Below are 23,941 nucleotides of genomic sequence, written 5' to 3' on the forward strand. Positions count from 1 at the left end.
CGCGGTCAGTACATGACCATGTCGGGTTCGAGTTGCTTCGCCCATGCCACGATGCCGCCCTGCAGGTGCAGTGCGTCGGAGAAGCCGGCCTTCTTGAGCACCGCCAGCATCTCGGCCGACCGGATACCGGTCTTGCAGTAGAGCACCGCGGTCTTGTCCTGCGGGACGGTCGCCAGCCCCTCGCCCAGTTCGATGACCGACTTGGGGATCAGCGTCGCGCCGTCGATGTGGTTGATCTCCCACTCGACGGGTTCGCGGACGTCGATGAGCGCCACCGGCTTGCCGGAATCGAGCAGCTCGCGCAGTTCCTTGGGCGTCACCGTCGAACCCGCCGACGCAGCGGCGGCCTCGTCGGAGACCACACCGCAGAACGCCTCGTAGTCGATGAGTTCGGTGATCTTCGGTGTCGCCGGATCCTTGCGGATCTTGATGGTGCGGTAGGTCATGTCCAGCGCGTCGTAAACCATCAGCCGGCCCAGCAGCGGGTCGCCGATGCCGGTGAGCAGCTTGATGGCCTCGGTGCCCATCACCGATGCGATCGAGGCGCACAGGATGCCCAAAACCCCGCCTTCGGCGCAGGAGGGCACCATTCCCGGTGGTGGCGGCTCCGGGTAGAGGTCGCGGTAGTTCAGGCCCAGACCGTCGGGGGCGTCCTCCCAGAACACCGACACCTGGCCCTCGAACCGGTAGATCGAACCCCACACGTAGGGCTTGCCGGCCAGCACGGCGGCATCGTTGACCAGGTAGCGGGTGGCGAAGTTGTCGGTGCCGTCCAGGATCAGGTCGTACTGGGCGAACAGGTCGACGGCGTTGTCGGGCTCCAGACGCAGCTCATGCAGGACCACGTTGACCAGCGGGTTGACCTCGAGCACCGAGTCGCGCGCGCTCTGCGCCTTGGACCGGCCGATATCGGACTGGCCGTGGATGATCTGGCGCTGCAGGTTGGACTCGTCGACGACGTCGAACTCGACGATGCCGATGGTGCCCACGCCGGCGGCGGCCAGGTACAGCAGGGTCGGTGAGCCGAGGCCGCCGGCGCCGATGACCAGCACCTTGGCGTTCTTCAGCCGCTTCTGACCGTCGACACCCATGTCGGGGATGATCAGATGCCTGCTGTAGCGAGCGACTTCCTCGCGGGTCAGTTCAGCAGCCGGCTCCACCAGCGGCGGCAGTGACGTCACCGTGCACTCCTCGAATCGACGAACGAATTCCCGATCTCAATCAGACCAGGCACAGGTATCCAACAGCAAAACCGGGTGATCCGTTCCCGGGGCGGGCCGGGTCAGGCGATCGGATACGGCCAGGGGTTGAACCGGCAGGTCAACCCGTTCGCCGGGACGGACCCCGCGTCGAATCGGGCGCCGTCGTTGTTGGCGGTCGAGAAGGTCTGCTGCATCATGATCGGCGCCAGCGCCCCGTTCTCCGGGCACGGCTCGTGCTGGCGGTAGCCGATGGCGTGGCCGACCTCGTGGTTGATCACGTACTGGCGGTAAGAGCCGATATCGCCCTGGAACGATGTCGCGCCGCGCACCCAGCGGGCTTCGTTGATGAACACCCGGGCCTGATCACCCAGATAGGCCGGGTTGTAGCAGGACGCCTCGAGCGGGATGTCGTACCCGCACCCCTCGCGGATGGTCAGCGGTGAGGTCAGCGACACTCGGAAGTCCGGCGGGCCCTCGCTGTCGTTGTCGACGCGCAGGAAGGCGAACTGCGGGTTGTGTGTCCAGCTCTTCGGGTTGGCCAGGGTCTCGCTGACCATCCGGGCGAACCCCTCGTCGCCGCCGAACGTGGCGGTGTCCAGTCCGTCCTCCACCTCGACGGTGTAGGTGAAGGTGCGTTCGGCGCCCTGGCCCACCTTGGGTGTGGTGCCCGGCACGATATGCCAGGTCTTGGCGCCGGCCTCGGTGAACGGGCCGCCGCCGGGCAGGATGCCGGTGGGCAGGTTCGCGTCGTATTCGGTCAGGCCCTTGGGCGGTGCGCCGACGATCTCGGTGCTCGGCGATTCGACGGGCGCCTGCACCGGGCCCTCGGCGTTGACCGGGCTGGGCGCCGGCGGGCCGGTGATCGTCTGATAGATCACCACGACCGTCACGATCGCCAGGATCGGTAGCGCATAGGCCCGCCAGCCGTAGGTCGAGATGAACCGGCCCAGCCAGCTCTGCTTACGGAACTGGGCGTGTTCGTCGCGGTTGGACCGGGCGCGGCCGAGATCCTCGGCGAGCGGGTCACGCTGGGCGCGCAGCGGTTCACGCCACTGGTCGCGCGGGGCGGGCACATTGCCGGGGTCGGTGCGCTGCGCGGCGTTCTCGGGGGGCTCGCGGCGCGGCTGGCCCTGGTTCACATGGGTGGGCCGGCGACGCTGGGTGCGGTCCCCGCGCGGTGCGCCGGTGCGCAGATTCCCGACGTCGTTTCGTTCTCCCCCGCCGGGCGGTGCCCCCAGCCCGCTCGAGCCACGGTTGCCCCCGCGGCGCCCCGGGTCATAGGTCACCGCACCAGAATGGCACAACCGGGGGCATCATCCCGTCCCGGCGCGCCACCGACACGAGCACCACGGCAACGCCTCGACCTACGTGCGGTAGTAATGTCGTGGCGATCAGCGCGTGAAGCCTGTCACGAAAACGCCGGCACGACCCACGCAGCACAGGCAGTACAGATTGAAATTGAGGACGTCATGAGCGATCTCGCCAACGCCGCCGGAGCGCGGGGCGCCAAGGCGGGCCCCGGCAATCGGCGCGGCAACCGGCTGCCCCGCGACGAGCGCCGCGGCCAATTGCTCATCGCCGCCAGTGAGGTCTTCGTCGACCGCGGCTATCACGCGGCCGGCATGGACGAGATCGCCGACCGGGCCGGTGTCAGCAAACCGGTTCTGTACCAGCACTTCTCGTCGAAGCTTGAGCTGTATCTGGCCGTTCTGCAGCGGCACGTGGACAACCTGGTCTCCGGTGTGCGGCAGGCCCTGCGGACCACCACCGACAACCGGCAGCGACTGCGCGCCGCGGTGCAGGCGTTCTTCGAGTTCGTCGAGCACGACAGCCAGGGTTACCGGCTGATCTTCGAAAACGACTACGTCACCGAGCCGCAGGTCGCCGCGCAGGTGAAGGTCGCCACCGAATCGTGTACCGACGCGGTGTTCGACCTCATCAGCCGGGACTCCGGCCTGGAGGCCCACCGCGCCCGGATGATCGCCGTGGGCCTGGTGTCCACCAGCGTCGACTGCGCGCGCTACTGGCTGGACAACGACCGCCCCATCTCGAAGGACGCGGCGGTCGAGGGCACGGTGCAGTTCGCCTGGGGCGGACTGTCACACGTGCCGCTCACCCGTTCCTGACGTTCTCAGCTCTTGAGGGCCTCGGCGCCGACGGTGCCGAAGCCGACCTTGCGTCCGTCGGTGGGGCCGATCTCGACATAGGTGATCTTGGCGGCCTGCACCAGGTAGCGGCGGCCCTTCTCATCGGTCAGCGACAGCACGGACGAGGTGTCCGACAACGCGTCGACGATCGCCTTCTCCGCCTCTTCGGGCGTCTGCGCGCTGCTGATGATCAGCTCTCGCGGGCTGTCGGCGACCCCGATCTTGATGTCCACGCTGGCGACCCCTTCGGTTGTTGGCGATGCGTGCGTTCAGGCTAGTGGACACCGCCGCGGGGGTGGCACCGAGGCGGCCCGTGATCGTTGCGCCGTCAGCGAATCCGCGGCGATCAGACCGAGGCCGGACCGTTATCGGACCGAGAGCGCGCCAACATCATCTGTAACTTTTGCACCACTAACATCGGCTCGGTAAGCACCGAAACGATCTGGGAATTACGTGATGAGCAGGCAATATTCACCATATTCGACCACCCGTGACGGCTTCCGGTCGGACTACGACGCCACCTACGGCACCGACTACGGCAGTGACTACGCGACCGATTACGGGTCACGGTTCGGCTCGGACCTCCCCACCGATCGCCAGCGCCGCTACGACGATCACGACCCGGCCTACGACACCGATGCCGACTACGCCGCCGACTACGAATACCCGGCCGACTATCACGAGACCCTGGACCGCCGGTGGATCTGGGTGGCCGGCGTCGCCGGGGCCATCCTGATGATCGCGGTGGTCTGCACCGGTGTGATCCTCGGCGGCGGCGACTCCGGCACCGTGACCGCGGCCACCACATCGGCCGCACCCACCGACGACGCCGTCACGACCACCCCCGCGGCACCACCCGCGCCGGCCGCCGACCTGCCCGGCGCCGACATGGCACCGGAGCGGGTCACCACCGTGACCCCCACCCCGTCGGCCACCATCGCCCCGGAGCCCGCGCCCACCGTGGCCGCACCCGCTCCGGTCGCCCCGCCGGCCCCGCCGGCCGCCGTCGACCCGGCCGCCGCCGCGCGCACCGTGACCTATCAGGTGACCGGCAACCGGCAGCTGATCGACCTGGTGACCATCATCTACACCGATGCCCAGGGCGCGCTGCAGACCGACGTGAACGTCGCGCTGCCGTGGGTGAAGTCGGTGACGCTCAATCCCGGCGTGACGCTGTCCTCGGTGACCGCGACCAGTGTGGCCGGCCAGCTCAACTGCGCCATCCTGGACGGCAACGGCGCCGCACTCGCGGTGCAGGCCAACGATTCGATGATCGCGACCTGCACGCGGTAGCCCTCAGGCCAGGCCCAGCTCCTGCATCCGGCTGGAATGGGTCTGCTGGAGCTTGTCGAAGAACTCCGAGAGTTGGCCCAGCCCCTCGCTGCTGCTGATCACCAGATCGACGAGTTCGTCGCGGTCGGCGAGCACGAACTGGGCCTGGGTGATGGCCTCACCGAGCAGGCGCCGCGACCACAGCGCCAACCGGTGGCGCTGCCGGTCGCTGGCCGTGACCGCGGCGCGGACCTCGGCCACCACGAACTGCGAGTGACCGGTCTCGGAAAGCACCGAGCGCACCACATCGGCGGCCTCCGGCGGCAGGGCATCGGAGATCTGCAGGTAGAAGTCGGCGGCCAGCGCATCCCCGATGTAGGTCTTGACCAGGGCTTCCAGCCACGTACTCGGGGTGGTCAGCCGGTGGTAGTTCTCCAGGGCCGGGGCGTACTTCGTCATCGCGGGCACGGTGTCCACACCGCGGGCCGACAAGGCCTCGTGCAGCAGTTCGTAGTGCCGCATCTCGGCGGCGGCCATGCTGGCCATGTTGATCCGGCCGGCCAGGTTCGGCGCCATCCGCGCCTCCTCGGTCAGCCGATAGAACGCCGCCACCTCGCCGTAGGCGAGCAGAGCGAACAACTCGGTGATGCCCGGATGGTCCGTCGGCACGCGAGAAATGCTGGCTGCGGCGGCATCGGGCGGCGTCGAGGTCATGGCCCAACCTTAATCGCGGGCGGCCCCGCCGACGCCAGGAGAGTTCACCGCCGCCGGGTAGTCCGGCAGCGGATCGGCACCGCCGGCGATACCGCTGACCCGGTCCCCCACGACCGCGCCCACCGCCCGGCCCACCGGCCCGGCCGACAGGGCAGCCAGGGCGTGCAGGGCCCGGATGCCCAGCGCGGAACTCGGATTGGCCAGCCGCAGCACCGGTTCGCGGACCTCCGGCGCGGTGGCGATGAAGGGCTGCATGGCGCGCCGATAGGCCGCCAGCGCACCGGGGATATCCGGTGTACCGGCCAGTTCACCGGCCAGCACGTAGCCGCCGATGAGCGCCAGGCTGGTGCCCGCGCCCCCGAAGGTGGCGTTGCAGAACGCGGTGTCGCCCAGCAAGGTGACCCGGCCCCGGCTCCATATCGGTGCCTGCACCTGGCCCACCGCCGAGAAGTACATCGGTGCGCCGGCATCGATCTCGGCGAGGATGCGCGCCGCGGCACCGCCGACATCGGCGAAGGTGCGCCGCAGGATGGTCAGCTGGCCGGCGCGGTCCAGGTCCTCGAAACCGCGCAGGTCGGACATGAAGGTCAGGATGGCGCGAGTGGTGCCGAGGTTGTCGGGCCGCAGATGCACCGACCGCCGCTTGGTGGCGTGCTGCCAGTTCCACCACCGGTCGTCGTCCTCACGGCGCGGGATGGTCACGTAGGCGAAGTACATGCCGAGATCGGAGACGGCGACCTCGGTGACGAATCGGCGCGAGCGCGAATGCAGTCCCTCGGCGATGACCAAGACATCGGATTCCAGCTCGGTGCCGTCCTCCAAGGTCGTTCGCACCCGCTCGCCGTCATCGGTGACATCGGCGATCTGGCTGTCGAAGCGATATTCCGTCTCGGCGGTGTGCTCGACCAGGATGCGGGACAGCTCCCCGCGCAGGATCTCCAGATCGGCGGTCGGGCCGTCGGTGCCGCCCGGCTCGCCGACCGGGAACGATGCGGCGGGGCGGCCCTGCGCCGTCACGAACCGGGTGCCGATCTCGCCGGTCCCGGCGGCGCGGACCTCGGCGTCGATGCCCATCCTGCGGACCACCTCGCGGGCGGCGCGGCGGATGTCGACGTTCTGCCCCTCCTCCCGGCGCCGCGGGAAACGCTCGATGACGGTCGTGCGCCAACCGCGCGCATTGAGTTGATGGGCCAGCGCGGGCCCGGCGATGCCGGCTCCCGAGATCACGGCATGGGGGCTCACGACCTGCCAAGATGCCCACCGCGCGACACCACGAAACCTGATCGATGCCCAGACCAGGGCCGTGACCGGCTACCATGGGTAACCGGTGGTGATTTCACCGGGGATTCCCGGTCACCGATCGTCACCGCAAGAAATGTGCGTGCACGTGGTTCGGCCCGCTGACAGACGCTGGGCCCGACGGAGCGGTATCGCCCGCCACCTGGGGATATCCGCCTTTTACTCGTCATCGTCGTGCGCGCGTGGACGCGACGAGGATTGACAAGCGAAAGGCTGACGGCGGCCAGAACCGCCGGACCACGAACATGACTGCACCCACCGATACCCCCAAGACCTCCTTCGCCGAGCTGGGCGTGCGCGACGAGATCGTCCGCGCGCTGGCCGAGACCGGCAAGGAACACGCTTTCGCGATCCAGGAACTGACCCTGCCGCTCGCGTTGGCCGGCGACGACCTGATCGGCCAGGCCCGCACCGGGATGGGAAAGACGCTGGCCTTCGGCGTACCCCTGCTGCACCGGATCGCCAGCGACGGCTCCCGCCCCCTCAACGGCACGCCGCGCGCCCTGGTCGTGGTGCCCACCCGCGAGCTCTGCCTGCAGGTGTACAACGACCTGGAGCTGGCCGCCAAGTACCTGCGCGCCGACGACGTGGAGGGCCGCGAGGACCGCAAGTTCACGGTCACGTCGATCTACGGCGGCCGACCGTACGAGCCACAGATCGAGGCCCTGCAGAAGGGTGTCGACGTGGTGGTCGGCACCCCGGGCCGGCTGCTCGACCTGGCCCAGCAGGGACACCTGCAGCTGGGCAGCCTCTCGGTGCTGGTGCTCGACGAGGCCGACGAGATGCTGGACCTGGGCTTCCTGCCCGATATCGAGCGGATCCTGCGGCTGACCCCCGACGACCGGCAGTCGATGCTGTTCTCGGCGACCATGCCGGGCCCGATCATCACGCTGGCACGCACGTTCATGAACCAGCCGACCCACATCCGGGCCGAGTCGGCACAGTCCTCACAGACCCACGACACCACCGAGCAGTTCGTCTACCGGGCGCACGCGCTGGACAAGGTGGAGATGGTCAGCCGCATCCTGCAGGCCGAGGGCCGCGGCGCGACGATGATCTTCACCCGCACCAAGCGCACCGCGCAGAAGGTCGCCGACGAACTCGCCGAGCGCGGGTTCAAGGTCGGCGCAGTGCACGGTGACCTCGGCCAGATCGCCCGGGAGAAGGCGCTCAAGGCATTCCGCACCGGTGACGTCGACGTGCTGGTCGCCACCGACGTCGCCGCCCGCGGTATCGACATCGACGACATCACCCACGTGATCAACTATCAGATCCCCGAGGACGAGCAGTCCTACGTGCACCGCATCGGGCGCACCGGCCGCGCAGGTAAGACCGGTATCGCGGTCACGCTGGTGGACTGGGACGAGCTGCCCCGCTGGTCGATGATCGACAAGGCGCTGGGGCTGGACACCCCCGAGCCGGCCGAAACCTATTCCAGCTCACCGCATCTGTACAGCGAGCTGAACATCCCGGCCGAGGCGACCGGCTCGATCGCGGCGCCACGCAAGCCGAGGACCCGCCCCGAGGGCGAGCGCGTCGAGCGCACGGAGCGCAGCGAGCGTCCGGCCCGCACCCGCAGCCGTCGTCGCACCCGTGGCGGTGAGCCGTCCACCGGCCATCCTGAAAAGAGCGACGCCGCAACGGCTCCCGAGAACGAATCCGCGAACGATTCCGAGAGCGCCGAGACCGCACCGGCCAAGCGCCGCCGCCGGCGTCGTCCGCGCAAGACCAGCGCCCCTGCCGCGGCTGAGTGATCAAGCCGGAGCGCCGCACCCGCGGTGATCTGATGGCGGCCGCGGCGATCGCCGCGGCAGTGGCCGTGGTTGCCGCGCTGATCTGGTGGACCAGCGACGCGCGGGCCACCATCAGCCGACCGGCCGCCGAACCGGTACCCACCCTGGCCCCGGCCACGCGGATACCGGACCGGTTGGCGCAACTGTGGACCGCGCCGAGCCCGAGAACCACGCAGCCGCTGGTGGTGTCGGGGGCGGTGGTGACCGCCGAGGGCAGCACCGTGACCGGACGTGCTCCGGGCAGCGGGGAGCAGTTGTGGAGCTACGCCCGTGACCTGCCGCTGTGCGGGGTCACCTCGGCCTACCAGTACGCCGTTGCGGTCTACCCGGATTCGCGCGGGTGCGGGCAGGTCAGCACCATCGACGCGAGCACGGGCAAACGCGGGCCCGCCCGTACCGCCTACGCCGACCCGGAGGTGAAGCTGTCCACCGACGGCAGCGCGGTGCTGTCCTACGGGGACAGCCGACTGGAGTTGTGGCGATCCGACATGGTCCGGATGCTGAGCTGGGGCGCCCTGGACGCACGGGTGAAACCCGATGTGCCGGTGTCCCCGCTGTGCCGGCTGGTGTCGGCACAAGCCAGTTCGGCGGCGGTGTCGATCATGGAGTCCTGCCCGCAGCAGACCGAGATGCGGCTGACGCTGCTGCGGGTCTCCGACGAGGAGGACGTCCCCGAGGTCAAATACGAACAGCAACCCGGGGTTTCGGTCGACGCCGACGCCCGGGTGATCGCGGTGTCCGACACCACCACCGCGGTGTACCTGCCGACGCCGAAGCCGGTGGTCAACATCGTCGACGACACCGGCACCGTGACGGCCGCCATCCCCCTGGACACCGCCCCGTCGCCGTACGCGGCGGCCTCGCGGGCCGGTGATCTGGTCACCTGGTGGACCGGCGATTCGCTGCTGGTGTTCGAGTCCGAGGGGCTGCGCTACAAGTTCACCGTCACCCCCGCCGCCGGCGGGGCGCCCGTCGGCCCGGCCACGGTGCTGGCCGGACAGCTACTGGTGCCCGTCACCGACGGATACGACGTCTTCAACATCGAGAACGGGACCGGGGTGCGCCATATCGATCTCGGCCGCGAGCCCGCCGACACGGCCGTGGTGCCCGCGGTGGCCGGGTCGACGATCGTCGAGCAGCGCGGCGACACCGTCGTGGCGCTGGGTTCGTCCTAGACCTCGGGGGTGAAGGTGGCCAGCTTCTTGCCGGACTTCCAGTGCTTCAGCAGGTTCTCGGCCAGCTCACGATAGGCATTGGCGCCCTTGTTCTTCCGGCCCGCCAGCACCGACGACCCGGAGGCGCTGGCCTCGGCGAAGCGGACCGTGCGCGGGATCGGTGGCGCCAGCACCGGCAGCTCGTAGCGGTCGGCGACGTCGAAGAGCACGTCGCGGCTGTGCGTGGTGCGCGAGTCGTACAGCGTGGGCAGCGCACCGAGCAGCGTCAGGTCCGGGTTCGTGATCTGCTGCACGTCGTTGACGGTGCGCAGGAACTGCCCGACCCCACGGTGGGCCAGCGTCTCGCACTGCAGCGGCACGATCGCCTCGTCGGCTGCGGTCAGCCCGTTGAGGGTGAGCACACCCAGCGACGGCGGACAGTCGATCACCACGACGTCATAGTCCGCGGAGACCTTGTCCAGGGCCCGCTTGAGCGCATACTCACGGCCGGCCCGCATGAGCAGCATGGCCTCCGCGCCGGCCAGGTCGATGTTGGCGGGCAGCAGCGTCATGCCCTCCGGGGTCTGCACCAGGGCCGCACTGGGCTCCACCTCGCCGAGCAGCACCTCGTGCACCGACACCGGCAGCGCATCCGGGTCGTGGCCCAGGGAGAACGTCAGGGAACCCTGCGGGTCGAGGTCGACCAGCAGTACCCGGCGACCCTTCTCCGTCAGGGCCGCACCCAGCGAGGCCACCGTCGTCGTCTTGGCAACCCCACCCTTTTGATTGGCGACCGCCAATACCCGCGTCACGCCTCCATCCAAGCACGCGGATGCAACAGATGAGGGTTGCGTGCGGCAGAATCGCGTCGGTGAGCGTCGACCAGCATCGGTTGTTACTGCTGAGGCACGGGGAAACCGAGTGGTCGCGCAGCGGTCGACACACCGGGCGCACCGACCTGGAACTCCTGGACATCGGCCGTGATCAGGCCAGGTTGGCCGCCGAGGCGCTCGCCGATCTGCAGTTGGCCGATCCGGTGGTGATCAGCAGCCCGCGCCGCCGGGCCCTGGAGACCGCCGAGTTGGCCGGCCTGACCGTCACCGAGGTGTCCCCCGACCTGGCCGAGTGGGACTACGGCGATTACGAGGGACTGACCACGCCGCAGATCCGCGAGTCCGTGCCGGGCTGGACGGTGTGGACCCACGATTGTCCCGGCGGCGAGTCGGCCGCCCAGGTCAGCGAGCGCGCCGACCGCGCCATCGCGGTGGCATTGGAGCACATGGAAACCCGCGATGTGGTGTTCGTCGGGCATGGGCACTTCTCCCGGTCGCTGCTGAGCCGGTGGGTGGAGTTGCCGGTGTCGGAGGGCGTGCGGTTCTCGATGGCGGCCGCGTCGATCGCGGTGTGCGGATTCGAGAAGGGTGTCCGTCAGATCAGCGCGCTCGGGCTGACCGGGCACATCAACCCGTGCCTGCCACCGGCGTGACGCCATCGTTCGTGCTGTCCGGACCGGTGGGCACGGTGCTGGCCGACGGTATCGACACCGGGTACTGCGAGGTGGCGGCCGCCCAGTACGCGCTGCGCTCCGGCAGCGCACCGATCATCGTGGGCGCGTTGCCTTTTGACCTGCGCTCTCCCGCCGCCCTGCACGCGCCGGCCGGCGTGCACCGGCTCGATGCGCTGCCCGCGTGGCCACAGCGCACCGCACCGACGGTGCGCTCCCGCGAGACGCTGCCGCCGGGTCCCGAGCACCGGGCCCGGGTCGCCGAGGCGGTGCGCCGGCTGCGCACCCCCGGGTCGCCGCTGCAGAAGGTGGTGCTGGCGCGCGCCCTGCGGCTGACCGCCGACACCACGTGGGATGCCCGCTCGGTGCTGGGCACGCTGGCCGCCGCCGACCCCGGCGCCACCGTGTACCTGGCCGACCTGTCCCCGGCCGGCACCGACGGGGTGCTGATGGGCGCCAGCCCGGAACTGCTGGTCGCCCGCAGCGGCGACGTCGTCGTCTGCCAGCCGTTCGCCGGTTCGGCTCCGCGCTCGACCGACGCCGAGGCCGACGCGGCCAGCGCGGCGGCACTGGCCGCCTCGGCGAAGAACCGGCACGAGCACGCGCTGGTGGTGGACATGATGCGGGCGGCGCTGGAACCGCTGTGCGTCGATCTGGAGATCGCCGCCGAACCGGAACTGCACGGCACCGACGCGCTGTGGCATCTGAGCACCCCGATTCGGGGCCGGCTGCGCTCGGCCGGGACGACCGCGCTGGACCTGGCGCTGGCGCTGCACCCGACCCCGGCGGTCGGCGGGGTGCCCACGGACCTGGCTGCCGAGCTGATCACCGAACTGGAGGGCGACCGCGGTTTCTATGCCGGCGCGGTCGGCTGGTGCGATGCCGCCGGCGACGGCCGGTGGGTGGTGTCCATCCGGTGCGCGGTGCTGACCGACGGCGGCCGCACGGCGCTGGCGCACGCGGGCGGCGGGATCGTCGCGGAATCCGATCCCGATGACGAGGTCGACGAGACCACGACGAAGTTCCGGACGATCCTGACAGGACTGGGAGTCACACCGTGAGCGAGAATTGCGAGCGAATCATCACCATGGCATGCGAACCCCGAGCCTGCGAGGCAGTCGCATGAGCGAAGTGATCCGGCGGGCACGACCCGGCGACGAGGCCGAGATCGTCGCGATGATCCGCGAGTTGGCCGAGTTCGAGAATGCCGCCGACGAATGTGTGGTCACCGAATCCTCGCTGCAGGCAGCGCTTTTCGGGGAGCATGCGACGGCGTACGCGCATATCGTCGAGGTCGACGGACAGGCCGCGGCGACCGCGGTGTGGTTCCTGAACTTCTCGACCTGGGACGGTGTGTCCGGCATCTATCTGGAGGACCTGTTCGTACGTCCGGCGTTCCGGCGCCGCGGACTGGCCCGCAAGTTGCTCGCCACGCTGGCCGCGGAGTGCCGCGCGCACGGCTACACCCGGCTGAGCTGGGCGGTGCTGAACTGGAACGTCAACGCCATCGCGCTGTATGACGCCGTCGGCGGCACACCGCAGACCGAGTGGACGACCTACCGGGTGTCCGGCCCGGAGCTCGCGGCGCTGGCCGGCGAGGCCTGATCGGCGGCCCGCCGCCATGGCCTGATCGGCGGCCCGCCGCCGTGGCCTGATCGGCGGCCCGCCGCCGTGGCCTAGTCCCGGCCCGCCATCCACTGCACCGAGGACGGGCTGAACAACATCCCCAGCGCCGAGAGCGCCAGCAACCCGACCAGGATCCCGTACACCGCATGGTGGCTGGTGATCACGTACCAGGCGATCGGCAGCAACAGCAGGTTGGTGGGCACCGCGATACCGCGGCCCCAGCGCCGGCCGGTGATCAGCGCCCATCCACCGGTCAGCACGCCGGCGCCGATCAGGATGAACCACACCGCGGTGCCGTAGCCGTTGACGATCTGCTGGTCGGCGCCACCGAACGCGCGCACCAGCAGCACCACGGCCATGATGAGCGCCGCGACGCCCTCAGCCGCCACCAGATAGCCCACATAGCGGATGATCGGCGGCTGCGTCACGACAACCGGCCCGCCAGGTGCGCCACCGCGAACAGATAACCGCGCGGGCCGGCACCGGCGATCACCACCTCGGCCACCGCCGAGACATAGGAGTGGTGCCGGAAGGCCTCCCGGCGGTGCACGTTGCTCAGATGCACCTCCACGACCGGCAGTTCGACGGCGGTCAGCGCGTCGGCGATCGCCACCGAGGTGTGGCTGTAGGCGCCCGGATTGATGATGATCGCTGCGCAGTCGGTGCGGGCGGCATGGATGGCGTCGATCAGCGCGCCCTCGTGATTGCTCTGCACCGCACGGACCTCGAAGCCATGCTCGGCGGCCGCCTGGGCCACCTGCTGCTCGATCTGCGCGAGCGTGGTGGAGCCGTAGATCTCCGGCTGACGGGTGCCCAGCAGGTTCAGGTTGGGCCCGTTCACGAGCAGCAGTTGGCGTGCGGTCACGTCAGTACGGTACCTGCGCCGACGCATTTCCCTATCGGAAACGTATCGGTGTCGGCATGCGTGATGTACACCGCCGCCGCGGCCGCGTTGCATGGGACCCGGCACCACGAAAGGGCGGTCGAACATGACGATCAGCGTCGCCGAGCGGGCCGAACTGCGATCCGCGGTTCGCGACCTGCTGCACGACCGATGCACCGAGGCCGATGTGCGGCGGATCATCGCCTCCGGCGACGGCTACGACCGCACGCTGTGGGCCGGCCTGGCCGCCCAGGGCGTCGTCGGCCTGCTGGTCGACCCGGAGTACGGCGGTGTCGGTCTGGGCGCGCCCGAACTGGTGGCGGTCGCCGAGGAGACCGGAGCTGCGCTGCTGCCTGCGCCGTTTCTGTCCAGCGCGGTACTGACCGTGGCCCTGATCCGGGCCGCCGGCACCGAATCCGACAGGCAGCGACTGCTGCCCGCGCTGGCCGACGGCACCGCGATCGGCACGGTCGCGCTCACCGGCCCGCGCGGCAGCTGGACCGCCGACGGTGTCGACGTCCGCGCCGACGACGACGGAAAGCTCACCGGGACGGCCCATTACGTGACCCACGGTCAGATCGCCGACACCATCCTGGTGACGGCGCACACCGGCGACGGACCGGCGGTGTTCCAGGTCGCCCCCGAGGCGCCGGGCTTCACCCGTACGCCGGCAACGGTGTTCGACCCGACCACCCCGCTGTCCACCTACACCTTCACCGGCACCCCCGCACGGCGCATCGGCACCGCCGGCTGGGACGCCGTCCAGCAGGCGCTCGATCTGGGCGTGATCGCGCTGGCCGGTGAACAGGCCGGCGGCGCGCGGCGCATCTTCGACATCACCGTCGACTACCTGAAGACCCGCATCCAGTTCGGCCGCCCGATCGGCAGCTTCCAGGCCCTCAAGCACATGGCTGCCGACCTGCTGCTGCAGGTGGAATCCGCGACCTCGGCGGCCCGGCACGCCGCGGATCGCTTCGACGACGACCAAGACCGTGCCGGCGCCACCGCACTGGCCGGATTCGCCTGCGCCGAAGCCTATGTCGACACCGCCATGCAGGCCATCCAGATGCACGGCGGAATCGGCTTCACCTGGGAGCACCCGGCGCACCTGTACCTGCGCCGGGCCCGCACCGGGCTGCACCTGTTCGGCGACTCCGGATCCCACCGCGAGCGCTACCTGCTGTCGAAGGGAGCCTGAGGTGACCCTGCCCACCGCCGACGAACTGCGCACCGAGGTCCGTGACTGGCTGGCCGCCCACTGGACCGGGTTGCCGAAATCCGATGACCCGTGGGCGAGTTCGCCCGAACGCATCGCCTGGTTGGAGAGGGTGCTCGACGCCGGCTACGCGGTCCCCACCTATCCCCGCCAGTGGTTCGGCCGCGAATACCCCAACAAGCTGGCCAACGTGATCGATTCCGAGTTCCGCGCCGTCCGCGCCCCGGGTGCGCGGCAGGACAAATACAGCATCCCGGCCAACACCGTGCTCACCTTCGGCACCGAGCAGCTCAAATCGGCTCTGCTGCGGGACTTCCTGACCGAGCGATCGCGAACCTGCCTGCTCTACAGCGAGCCCGGCGCCGGATCGGACCTGGCCGGCATCCGCACATCGGCGATCCGTGACGGTGACGAGTGGGTGATCAACGGCCAGAAGGTGTGGACATCGGGGGCCAAGACGTCCGACCACGCGCTGCTGATCGCACGCACCGACTGGGATGTGCCCAAACACCAGGGCATCACCTTCTTCATCATCGGCATGCGACAGCCCGGGATCGAGGTGCGCCCACTGCACCAGATCACCGGCGAATCGCATTTCAACGAGGTGTTCATCACCGACGCGCGGGTGCCCGACGCCCACGTCGTCGGTGGCGTCGGCAACGGGTGGCGGGTGCTGCAGACCGCGCTGGCCTACGAACGATCCATCATGGGCGCCGCGGGACGCGCCGGGCGCAACCGGTCCCGCGCCGACAGCCTGGTGGAGCTGGCCCGCGCGCACGGCCGCCTGGACGACGCGGCGGTCCGCACCGCCCTGGCCGATGTGCTCGCGTTGCGGGAACTCAACGGACTCAACAACGCCCGCGCCAAGGCCGAGGCCAAGCAGGGCACCTCCAGCCCGGTGATGTCACTGGGCAAGCTGGCCATGTCGGGAATCCTGCACGCCGAGGCCCGACTCAAGACCGACATCATCGGCGCGCAGGCGTTACTGGCCGGGCCCGAGCACGCCGAGGCCGATGACGTGAACTTCCTGACGCTCAATGCGTTCTTCACCTCGATCGGCGGTGGCACAGACCAGATCCAGCGCAACATCATCGGCGAACGGGTGCTCGGGCTGCCGAAGGAACCCGAGGTGGATCGCGACATCCCGTTCCGGCAGATCCGGAAGAGCTGATATCGGTGACCGGCCGCGAAGATCATGATCCGCCGCTGTCCGGGATGCGCGTCCTGGACCTGACCACCGGGCCGATGACCGCCGTCGGCCGGTTGCTGGCCGATCTGGGCGCGCAGATCACCGTGGTGACCGGACTGTCCGCGACCCGCGCAGTGCAGCCCGACGACCTGGATGTCGTCATCAACCGGCACGGATTGCCCAGCACGGCTGTCGACCCGGGCAGCGCGGCCGACCGCCACCGGTGGGCGGGGTTGCTGGCCGGGCATGACATCCTCATCGAGGACACCGCGCCGGGATCCCCCGACGAGGCGGCGCTGGCCGTGCACGACATCCAGCGTGCGCATCCCGAACTCGTCATCCTGTCGATCAGTGATTTCGGCCGGGACAACGACTTTCGCGGCTGGCAGGCCACCACACCGGTGCTGCACGCGTTGAGCAGCGCGCTGTCCCGGTCGGGCGTCCCGGGCCGGGTGCCGCTGGTGCCGCCGGGCCGGCAGCTGCCCTACCAGGTGGCCGCCGCCCAGGCCGCCGCCCTGGTCACCGCGGTGTATCTGGACCGGTTACGCACCGGCCGTGGCGATCTCATCGACTTCTCGGTGCTCGACGGGGCGATGCAGACGCTGGACCCGCCGTTCGGCACCGCGGGCACCGCGGCCGCCGGGGTGGCCGTCAGCGCGCAGGAACGCAACTGGGCCGCCGAGCGGCAGCGCTACCCCATCGTCGGCTGCGCGGACGGCTACGTGCGGATCTGCCTGTTGTCGAAGCGACAGTGGCGCGGCATGTTCGAGTGGATGGGCCGGCCCGCCGAGTTCGCCGACCCGAAGTTCGACCGCCTCCGGGAGCGCTTCGGTTCGCCGACGCTGCTGCCGAGCATCGAACGCTTCGCCCGGGACAAGACCAGGGCCGAACTGGAAGCCCAGGGCAGAAGGCACGGCGTGCCGACCGCGGCGGTGCTGACGGTGGCCGAGGCGCTGCAGACCGACCAGGTGCGCGAACGCGGTTTCGTGCGCGAGGTCGACACCGCCACCGGGGTGCGCATCCCGGTCCCGGTGGGCGTCGTCGAGATCGACGGGCACCGGGCCAGCACCCTGACCGCACCGCCGACGGAAACGGCACCGATGACCGCCGCCCCGCGGCTGGCCGCCCGGGCCCGCCGCGACGAGGGACTGCCCCTGGAGGGCATCCGGGTGCTCGACCTCGGCGTCATCGTGGTCGGCAGCGACACCGGGCGGATCTTCGGTGACCTCGGCGCCGATGTCGTCAAGATCGAGAACTCGGCGTTCCCCGACGGGCTGCGCGGCAACCTCGCCTCGATATCGCAGACCTACGCCGCCGGGCACCGCAACAAGCGCTCCATCGGCATCGACCTGCGCAGCGCCGACGGCCGCGCGCTGGCGCACCGGCTGGTCGCCGACGCCGATGTGGTGTTGACCAACTTCAAGCCCGGCGTCGCCGAGACCCTGGGCATGGATCACCGCACCCTGCACGCCATCAACCCCGGCATCGTGGTGGTGGACAGCTCCGCGTTCGGTCCGACCGGACCGTGGGCCGAGCGGCTCGGCTACGGCCCGCTGGTGCGGTCGGCGGCGGGCTTCACCGATCAGTGGGTGTACCCGGGTGAAGGGCACCTGCACTGTGACACGGTGACGGTCTACCCCGACCACGTCTGTGCCAGGGTCGGGGCGCTGGCGGCCCTGGCGCTGCTGCTGCGCCGCGAACGCACCGGCACCGGCGGCGCGGCCAGCATCGCGCAGTCCGAGGTGATGCTGAGTCACCTGGCCGGTCAGATCGCCGAGACCGCCCTGGGCCGGGCACCGGTGCCCGACGCGGCGTGGGGAGTGTTCCCGTCCGCCGGCACGGACGCCTGGGTGGCCGTGACCGTGCGGGACGACACCGACTGGCAGGCACTGTGCGCGGTGCTCGCGCGACCCGACCTCGCCGGTGACGCCGCCCTTGCCACCCGGGCCGGCCGCAGCGCCGCCCGCAGCCGGATCGACCGGATCGTCGCCGACTGGACCGCGCAGCGCTCCCCGGCCGAGGCGATGACCGTGCTGCAGGCCGCCGGCGTACCGGCCGGCGCCGTGCTGCGCGCCGCGCAGCTGCCCGATTGGGACTACTACCGGCAGCGCCGCGCGTTCCGCGAGGAGCTGCACCCGCTGTGGACGACACCGTTCGTGATGGAGAACGTGCAGGTGCACTCGGACCGGATCGCCGACCCGCCGCTGCGGCAGGCACCGCTGCTCGGCGAGCAGACCCGGGAGCTGGCGGCCGAGCTGCTGGGGCTCGACGACGCGCAGATCAGCGACCTGTTGGCACGCGGGGTACTGGAGTCGGTGCAACCCGCCGAGAGCGGACGCGTGGGCGTCTAGGATCGGGCAACCCCGCCAGCCGTCCCGGAGTGCCGCATGCAAGTCGACTTCACCAGACTCCGGTACTTCGTCGCGGTCGCCGAGGAGCTGCACTTCAAACGCGCCGCCGACCGGTTGATGATCACGCCGCCCCCGCTGAGCAAGCAGATCAAGCTGCTGGAGCGCGAACTGGGCGGGCCGCTGTTCGAGCGCGACTACCACCGGGTGCAGCTGACACCGCTGGGCGCCGAACTGCTGGGCCCGGCCCGCGACATCCTGCGCCGGGTGGAGGACCTGAAGGCGACCGCGGCCCGGATCACCAAGACGGCCAAGCCCGTTCGGATCGGTGCCACCGCGTACGCGCCGTCGGACTTTCTGGCCCGGCTGGAGACGGCGGTCGCCGGGCTGCCCGCCGCCGCCGAGTTCAGCCTGCCCGGGTCGGCGGCCGAGGTGACCGCCAAACTGGTCTCCGGGCACCTCGACATCGGCCTGATCCACCTGCCCTCCTCGGACAAGCGGTTGCGGCACCGAGTGGTGGCGACCTATCCCGGTGCGATCGCGGTCCGCTTCGACGATCCGTTGGCCACTGCGGACTGCATCACCATCGAGGCGTTGCGCGACCGCGACGTGGTGATCGACTTCGCCCGGCCCAACCCGGTGGTGCTGGCCGGACTGGCGCGTGGCCTGGCCGCCCGCGGGGTCACCCGAATTGTCCGTGCCACAAAGGATCTCGGCGGTGAGCTGGAGATGGCCACCCAGGTGTTCAACCGCCACCTGGTGGCCCTGGTGACCTACGCACCCGCCTCGGCGATCGGCCGGATATTCTCGCCGCCGGAGTTCAAATTGATACCCATCGACGAAAGCACCTGGGCGCCAGCACGAATCGCGCTGGCCTGGGTGCCGGACCGGGCGGAGGAACCCGATGTGATCGAGGCGCTGGTGGAGCGGATCGCCGACCATGTCCGATGACTGCCGGTGCGGTTCGGGAGCCGTCTACGCCGCGTGCTGCGGGCCGGTGCACGACGGCACCGCGCCCGCGGTGACCGCACTGGCCCTGATGCGTTCACGGTTCAGCGCCTTCGCGCTGGGACGTGCCGACCACCTGCTGCGCACCTGGCATCCCGATACCCGGCCGCGCCGGCTGGATCTCGACGACACCGTGACGTGGCGTCGGTTGCAGATCGTGGACACCGAGGCGGGCGGCGCCGAGGACGATGAGGGCATCGTCGAATTCCGGGCCCAGTACGAGCAGCACGGTCGGCGCCACATCCTGCACGAACGCAGTCGATTCACCCGCACCCGCGAGGGCGCCTGGCGCTACCTGGACGGTGAGGTCTCCTAGACTGGGCCGATGCGGGTTGTGCTGATGGCCGGGGTGCTGGCCGCCCTCGTCGCCGCGGCGCCGGTCGCCGGCGCCGAGCCGGCAGGTCCCGCCGAGCAGCCGGTCCGGCCGTTGACCGCCTTCGACCTCGCCGATCCGGCGGTCGGCAATCTCGATCCGGCGCTGCGCACGGCGGTGCAGCAGGCCACCACCGCGGCCGCCGCCCAGGGCATCACGGTGACCATCAACTCCGGCTGGCGCAGCCCGGAGTTCCAGCGTCAGCTGCTCGAGGACGCGATAGTGACCTACGGCACCTTCGACGCGGCGCGCCAGTTCGTCCAGCTGCCCGAGCAATCCCGTCACGTCGTCGGTACTGCGGTCGACATCGGCGGGCCCGATGCCGCGCAGTGGATGATCGCCAACGGCCCGCGGTTCGGGCTGTGCCAGATCTACGCCAACGAGACGTGGCATTTCGAGCTGGCCACCGATGCGCACGGTGTCTGCCCGCCGCTGCTGCCGAATGCGGCCGGCTGAACGGTACTGCGCGCCAACGACATCAGCGCCGGGCCGTTCACCGACCGATCACCGCCACGCACGCCGGTGATCACCGACCGTTCGACCGCCGGGCTCCCAGCTCGGTGCGGCGCACCACGATTCACAGCTAGGGTGGTACCCCGTGCGTGCCGTGCTGATCGTCAACCCGAACGCGACATCGACGACCCCGGCCGGTCGTGACCTGCTGGCCCACGCGCTGGAGAGCCGGGTCGATCTGACCGTCGTACACACCGATCACCGCGGGCACGCGATCGAGATCGGAGCCCAGGCCGCGCGGGACGGCACCGATGTGCTGATCGTGCACGGCGGCGACGGCACGGTGAACGAGGTGGTCAACGGTGTGCTGGCCGAGGGCGGGCACACCCCGGCCGTCGGTGTGGTGCCGGGCGGTTCGGCCAACGTGTTCGCCCGGTCGCTGGGCATCAGCCCGGACCCGGTCGCGGCCACCAACCAACTCGTCGACCTGCTCGGGGAGCACCGCCGCGGCCGGCCGTGGCGGCGCATCGGGTTGATGAACTGCGGCGAGCGGTGGGGGGTGTTCACCGCGGGGATGGGCGTCGACGGTGACGTGGTCGCGGCGGTGGAGGCGCAGCGCGCCAAGGGCCGCAAGGTGACCGCCTCACGCTACATCCGGGTGGCCATCCGGGAGATGCTGGCCAGCGCCCGCCGGGAGCCGCTGCTGACGCTGGAACTGCCGGGCCGGGACCCCGAAATCGGTGTCCATTTCGCGTTCGTGTCGAACTCCAGTCCGTGGACCTACGCCAACACCCGTCCGGTGTGGACGAATCCGGGCACCACCTTCGACACCGGCCTCGGGGTATTCGCCATCAACAGCATGAGCGTATGGCGCAATCTGGGGCTGGTGCGCCGGATGTTGTCGGCCGCGCCGGATATCAAGGGCGCACATCTGATCCGTGAAGACGACCTGCCGTGGCTGCGGGTGAGCAGTGACACACCCGTCGCATGCCAGATCGACGGGGATTACATCGGTTTACGTCAGACGATGACCTTTGCCTCCGTTCCCGACGCCATCGGCGTGGTCGCACCCACACAGTGACGAGGCCAACACGGCCCTGACCTGCTAGTTTGCTGTGAGCGCGGGAAAATTAGAGCGCAAGTGGTTTCGAGTGTAGTACAAACGGGTGAGTGGACCGGTAACCCGGTAGCGCAGTGACATTGCCCACGTGTTAACGCAGTTCTATTGACATCTGTTCAGCCTGTGAAAGCATCGGATGCAACAGTGCAGAAACATTTCATGTGCACGCGTTAACAGCCGAAGAAAAAGCTAGTGCGTCTTTGTGGCGCACAGGCAAAGACCTGACTAGGAGTTGGAAGCTATGGATTGGCGTCACAAGGCGGTCTGTCGCGACGAGGATCCGGAACTGTTCTTCCCCGTGGGGAACAGCGGCCCGGCCCTCGCGCAGATCGCTGATGCGAAGCTCGTCTGCAACCGTTGCCCGGTGACCACCGAGTGCCTGAGCTGGGCGCTGGAGTCCGGCCAGGATGCCGGCGTGTGGGGCGGCATGAGCGAGGACGAGCGTCGCGCGCTCAAGCGCCGCAACGCGCGGACGAAGGCCCGCAGCAGCGTCTGATCGACACCGATACCGACTGCGGCCCCGGCACATCGTGTCGGGGCCGCAGTCGTTTCGGCGTCAAAGGATGTGCGGCTCATCACATTTCGATCACGGCAGCCGGTCTAGATCGGCATCCGGCGGTGCCGTCCGATCGGCACCCGCAGCACCACATCGGTACCGCCGGTGGCCACGTCATGCATACCCAGTGAGCCGTCGAGTTCCGCCGACACCAGCGTCCGCACGATCTGCAGACCCAGCCGGTCGGACTTCTCCAAACTGAACCCGTCCGGGAGTCCGCGGCCGTCGTCGTGCACCACGACATCGAGCCAGCGTGCCGACCGCTCGGCGCGGATGGTGACCGACCCCTTGGACACGTCACCGTCGAAGGCGTGTTCCAGCGCGTTCTGCACCAGCTCGGTGATGACCATGATCAACGCGGTGGCCCGGTCGGCGTCGAGCACGCCCAGGTCCCCCTCCCGGGTGATCCGGATGGGGGTGTCCACCGAGGCGACGTCGTTCATGATCGGGACGATCCGGTCGACGACCTCGTCGAGGTTCACCTCCTCGTCCACCGACATCGACAGCGCGTCGTGCACCAGCGCGATCGAGGACACCCGGCGCACCGACTCGATGAGCGCCTCACGGCCCTCGGCATTGTTGGTGCGGCGGGCCTGCAGGCGCAGCAGGGCGGCGACGGTCTGCAGATTGTTCTTCACCCGGTGGTGGATCTCACGGATGGTGGCGTCCTTGGACAGCAGGGCGCGGTCGCGGCGCTTGATCTCGGTGACATCGCGGATCAGCACCGCAGCCCCCGCCGGCTCGCCGCTGCGCAGCAGCGGGATGGTGCGCAACAGCACCGCCGCCCCACCGGCATCGAGCTCCATCCGGGTGCTGGCGCCGCCGGCCACCGAGATGCGCAGGTGGTTGGCCAGCTCCTGGGCCTCGAACGGGTCGGACATCAGCGGGCGGGTGATGCCGATGAGGTTCTGGCCCTCCAATTCCGCGGTCAGCCCCATCCGGTGATACGCCGACAGCGCGTTGGGGCTGGCGAACGTGACCTGACCGGTCACGTCGAGGCGGATGAACCCGTCACCGACGCGGGGGCTGGACCGGGACATGGCGGCATCGCCGACATTGGGGAAGGTGCCCTCACTGAGCATCCGCAGCAGATCACGCGCGCAGTCGATGTACGCCCGCTCCAGCGGGCTGCTCTTGCGCCGGTCGGCCAGCGCGGTCTGATGTGTCAGCACCGCGACCACCTTGTCGGCGTGCCGCACCGGCACCGCCTCGACGTTCAGCCACAACCCGTCGACGGATTCCGGGCCGCCCGCGTCGCTCTCCCGGCCGATCGCCCCGGAGGCGAACGCGGAGCCCACGACCGGCATCTCGGCGGCGTTGGACAACGTGCCCACCGCGTCGGTGAGCAGCACCGTCGGCGCGGTGTTCGGACGGACCTGGGCCACGCAGACCAGGATCTCGTCGTCGCGGCGCACCCACATCAGGTAGTCGGCGAAGGACAGATCGGCCAGCAGCTGCCACTCCCCCACCACGGCGTGCAGGTGGTCGACGGCGTTGCCGGGAAGGACGGTGTGCTCGGCAAGCAGATCACCGAGGGTGGACATGAGCCGCGCAGCCCGCGGGGCTAGTCGATCACGGCGATGAGGTCACCGGCCTGGATCACATCGCCGACCGCGACGCTCACCTCGGTGACGGTGCCGGCCACCTCGGCCAGCACCGGGATCTCCATCTTCATGGACTCCAGCAGCACGAGGGTGTCGCCCTCACCGATCTGGTCGCCCTTCTTGACCACGACCTCCAGCACACTGGCCACGATCTCGGCGCGCACATCCTCGGCCATCTTCACCCCACTCGTTCGCATTCTGGCTGGCTGCTGTCGGCCCACCGGCCTATATCGAACCACAACCCCAGCGGCCCCATCGCACACCAGGTGGACAAAAGCACTCTCCCGGGCATGAGACACTGGTAGCCAGTATTCGTCCGACCCGGAGGTTCAATCATGGCCAAGCGTGGCCGTAAGAAGCGCGACCGCAAGCACTCGAAGGCCAACCACGGCCGTCGTCCCAACGCCTGACGCGCGCGCTACGAAACAAACCGCCCGAGCTCTCACGGAGAGCCCGGGCGGTTGACGTTATGCGGTCAGC

The 23,941-nt window shown here is 69.7% G+C and carries 26 protein-coding genes; 16 read left to right on the top strand and 10 right to left on the bottom strand.

Annotation, left to right across the window (positions count from 1 at the left end; translation table 11 throughout):
- Positions 1 to 5 precede the first annotated feature (5 nt).
- Both moeZ and BST17_RS09245 read right to left on the bottom strand, forming a co-directional pair.
- Complete coding sequence (moeZ, locus tag BST17_RS09240) at positions 6 to 1,172, bottom strand: adenylyltransferase/sulfurtransferase MoeZ (RefSeq protein ID WP_207573607.1); 1,167 nt, start codon at positions 1,170 to 1,172, stop codon at positions 6 to 8.
- Between the two features lie 110 nt (positions 1,173 to 1,282).
- Entirely contained in the window at positions 1,283 to 2,341 is a 1,059-nt protein-coding gene (locus tag BST17_RS09245) for a DUF3152 domain-containing protein (protein WP_407937740.1), read from the bottom strand.
- A gap of 330 nt (positions 2,342 to 2,671) precedes the next feature.
- On the opposite strand from BST17_RS09245, the gene BST17_RS09250 reads away from it, so the two are divergent.
- The gene (locus BST17_RS09250; protein WP_083057314.1) at positions 2,672 to 3,328 is read left to right on the top strand and encodes an HTH-type transcriptional activator FasR; all 657 of its coding nucleotides are present in this window, start codon (positions 2,672 to 2,674) and stop codon (positions 3,326 to 3,328) included.
- A 5-nt stretch (positions 3,329 to 3,333) separates the two neighbouring features.
- Here BST17_RS09250 and BST17_RS09255 read toward each other — a convergent pair whose 3' ends face one another.
- A complete protein-coding gene (locus BST17_RS09255) occupies positions 3,334 to 3,582 on the bottom strand; it encodes a DUF3107 domain-containing protein (RefSeq protein ID WP_083057315.1) in 249 nt (82 codons plus the stop codon).
- 223 nt (positions 3,583 to 3,805) lie between these two features.
- Here BST17_RS09255 and BST17_RS09260 point away from each other — a divergent pair, with 223 nt between their 5' ends.
- On the top strand, positions 3,806 to 4,642 hold the full coding sequence (locus tag BST17_RS09260; protein WP_083057317.1) for a hypothetical protein: 837 nt from the start codon (positions 3,806 to 3,808) through the stop codon (positions 4,640 to 4,642).
- A gap of 3 nt (positions 4,643 to 4,645) precedes the next feature.
- On the opposite strand, the gene BST17_RS09265 is transcribed toward BST17_RS09260, so the two are convergent.
- Entirely contained in the window at positions 4,646 to 5,335 is a 690-nt protein-coding gene (locus BST17_RS09265) for a ferritin-like fold-containing protein (RefSeq protein ID WP_083057318.1), read from the bottom strand.
- 9 nt (positions 5,336 to 5,344) lie between these two features.
- Positions 5,345 to 6,577 (bottom strand): FAD-dependent monooxygenase, encoded by a 1,233-nt coding sequence (locus tag BST17_RS09270; RefSeq protein ID WP_264002196.1) that lies wholly within the window; start codon positions 6,575 to 6,577, stop codon positions 5,345 to 5,347.
- A gap of 302 nt (positions 6,578 to 6,879) precedes the next feature.
- Between BST17_RS09270 and BST17_RS09275 the strand changes: the two genes are divergently transcribed.
- Together BST17_RS09275 and BST17_RS09280 are read left to right on the top strand one after the other, a co-directional pair.
- Entirely contained in the window at positions 6,880 to 8,388 is a 1,509-nt protein-coding gene (locus BST17_RS09275; protein WP_083057322.1) for a DEAD/DEAH box helicase, read from the top strand.
- Positions 8,385 to 9,602, top strand: a complete 1,218-nt coding sequence (locus tag BST17_RS09280; protein ID WP_083057323.1) for an Rv3212 family protein — start codon at positions 8,385 to 8,387, stop codon at positions 9,600 to 9,602. The genes BST17_RS09275 and BST17_RS09280 overlap by 4 nt, the downstream gene beginning before the upstream one ends.
- On the opposite strand, the gene BST17_RS09285 is transcribed toward BST17_RS09280, so the two are convergent.
- Positions 9,599 to 10,393, bottom strand: coding sequence for a ParA family protein (locus tag BST17_RS09285; RefSeq protein WP_083057325.1), 795 nt, complete (start codon positions 10,391 to 10,393; stop codon positions 9,599 to 9,601). The two genes, BST17_RS09280 and BST17_RS09285, sit on opposite strands and share 4 nt — an antisense overlap.
- Before the next feature lie 59 nt (positions 10,394 to 10,452).
- Between BST17_RS09285 and BST17_RS09290 the strand changes: the two genes are divergently transcribed.
- From BST17_RS09290 to BST17_RS09300, 3 genes are all read left to right on the top strand, one after another.
- Positions 10,453 to 11,067, top strand: a complete 615-nt coding sequence (locus tag BST17_RS09290; RefSeq protein WP_083057327.1) for an acid phosphatase — start codon at positions 10,453 to 10,455, stop codon at positions 11,065 to 11,067.
- On the top strand, positions 11,049 to 12,146 hold the full coding sequence (locus BST17_RS09295; protein WP_083057328.1) for an isochorismate synthase: 1,098 nt from the start codon (positions 11,049 to 11,051) through the stop codon (positions 12,144 to 12,146). Before BST17_RS09290 ends, BST17_RS09295 begins: the two co-directional genes overlap by 19 nt.
- A 61-nt stretch (positions 12,147 to 12,207) precedes the next feature.
- A complete protein-coding gene (locus tag BST17_RS09300) occupies positions 12,208 to 12,690 on the top strand; it encodes a GNAT family N-acetyltransferase (protein WP_083057330.1) in 483 nt (160 codons plus the stop codon).
- 71 nt (positions 12,691 to 12,761) lie between these two features.
- Here the strand turns inward: BST17_RS09300 and BST17_RS09305 are convergent, their stop codons facing one another.
- Positions 12,762 to 13,139: a hypothetical protein gene (locus BST17_RS09305; protein ID WP_083057331.1), complete on the bottom strand. Its 378-nt coding sequence runs from the start codon at positions 13,137 to 13,139 to the stop codon at positions 12,762 to 12,764.
- Positions 13,136 to 13,576: a type II 3-dehydroquinate dehydratase gene (aroQ, locus tag BST17_RS09310; RefSeq protein WP_083057333.1), complete on the bottom strand. Its 441-nt coding sequence runs from the start codon at positions 13,574 to 13,576 to the stop codon at positions 13,136 to 13,138. The genes BST17_RS09305 and aroQ overlap by 4 nt, the downstream gene beginning before the upstream one ends.
- Positions 13,577 to 13,700: 124 nt before the next feature.
- Between aroQ and BST17_RS09315 the strand changes: the two genes are divergently transcribed.
- The 8 genes from BST17_RS09315 to whiB1 all read left to right on the top strand — a co-directional run bounded on the left by BST17_RS09315 (position 13,701) and on the right by whiB1 (position 21,797).
- On the top strand, positions 13,701 to 14,792 hold the full coding sequence (locus tag BST17_RS09315) for an acyl-CoA dehydrogenase family protein (protein WP_083057334.1): 1,092 nt from the start codon (positions 13,701 to 13,703) through the stop codon (positions 14,790 to 14,792).
- 1 nt (position 14,793) lies between these two features.
- Complete coding sequence (locus BST17_RS09320; protein WP_083057336.1) at positions 14,794 to 15,981, top strand: acyl-CoA dehydrogenase family protein; 1,188 nt, start codon at positions 14,794 to 14,796, stop codon at positions 15,979 to 15,981.
- 44 nt (positions 15,982 to 16,025) lie between these two features.
- Complete coding sequence (locus tag BST17_RS09325) at positions 16,026 to 18,350, top strand: CaiB/BaiF CoA-transferase family protein (protein ID WP_109750071.1); 2,325 nt, start codon at positions 16,026 to 16,028, stop codon at positions 18,348 to 18,350.
- A gap of 36 nt (positions 18,351 to 18,386) precedes the next feature.
- Positions 18,387 to 19,298 (top strand): LysR family transcriptional regulator, encoded by a 912-nt coding sequence (locus tag BST17_RS09330; protein ID WP_083057339.1) that lies wholly within the window; start codon positions 18,387 to 18,389, stop codon positions 19,296 to 19,298.
- Complete coding sequence (locus BST17_RS09335) at positions 19,288 to 19,671, top strand: YchJ family protein (RefSeq protein WP_083057340.1); 384 nt, start codon at positions 19,288 to 19,290, stop codon at positions 19,669 to 19,671. Before BST17_RS09330 ends, BST17_RS09335 begins: the two co-directional genes overlap by 11 nt.
- A 9-nt stretch (positions 19,672 to 19,680) precedes the next feature.
- Entirely contained in the window at positions 19,681 to 20,184 is a 504-nt protein-coding gene (locus tag BST17_RS09340; RefSeq protein WP_083057342.1) for a M15 family metallopeptidase, read from the top strand.
- 142 nt (positions 20,185 to 20,326) lie between these two features.
- Entirely contained in the window at positions 20,327 to 21,262 is a 936-nt protein-coding gene (locus BST17_RS09345; RefSeq protein ID WP_083057344.1) for a diacylglycerol/lipid kinase family protein, read from the top strand.
- A 280-nt stretch (positions 21,263 to 21,542) separates the two neighbouring features.
- Positions 21,543 to 21,797, top strand: a complete 255-nt coding sequence (gene whiB1, locus BST17_RS09350; protein WP_019514677.1) for a transcriptional regulator WhiB1 — start codon at positions 21,543 to 21,545, stop codon at positions 21,795 to 21,797.
- 104 nt (positions 21,798 to 21,901) lie between these two features.
- Here the strand turns inward: whiB1 and BST17_RS09355 are convergent, their stop codons facing one another.
- Together BST17_RS09355 and BST17_RS09360 are read right to left on the bottom strand one after the other, a co-directional pair.
- Positions 21,902 to 23,401, bottom strand: coding sequence for a two-component system sensor histidine kinase PdtaS (locus tag BST17_RS09355; protein ID WP_083057346.1), 1,500 nt, complete (start codon positions 23,399 to 23,401; stop codon positions 21,902 to 21,904).
- Between the two features lie 20 nt (positions 23,402 to 23,421).
- Entirely contained in the window at positions 23,422 to 23,637 is a 216-nt protein-coding gene (locus tag BST17_RS09360) for a biotin/lipoyl-binding carrier protein (protein WP_083057543.1), read from the bottom strand.
- Between the two features lie 159 nt (positions 23,638 to 23,796).
- Between BST17_RS09360 and BST17_RS29965 the strand changes: the two genes are divergently transcribed.
- Complete coding sequence (locus BST17_RS29965; RefSeq protein WP_085976028.1) at positions 23,797 to 23,871, top strand: 50S ribosomal protein bL37; 75 nt, start codon at positions 23,797 to 23,799, stop codon at positions 23,869 to 23,871.
- Positions 23,872 to 23,941 lie beyond the last annotated feature (70 nt).

It is taken from the genome of Mycolicibacterium bacteremicum (genome assembly GCF_002086115.1).
Lineage (GTDB): Bacteria > Actinomycetota > Actinomycetes > Mycobacteriales > Mycobacteriaceae > Mycobacterium > Mycobacterium bacteremicum.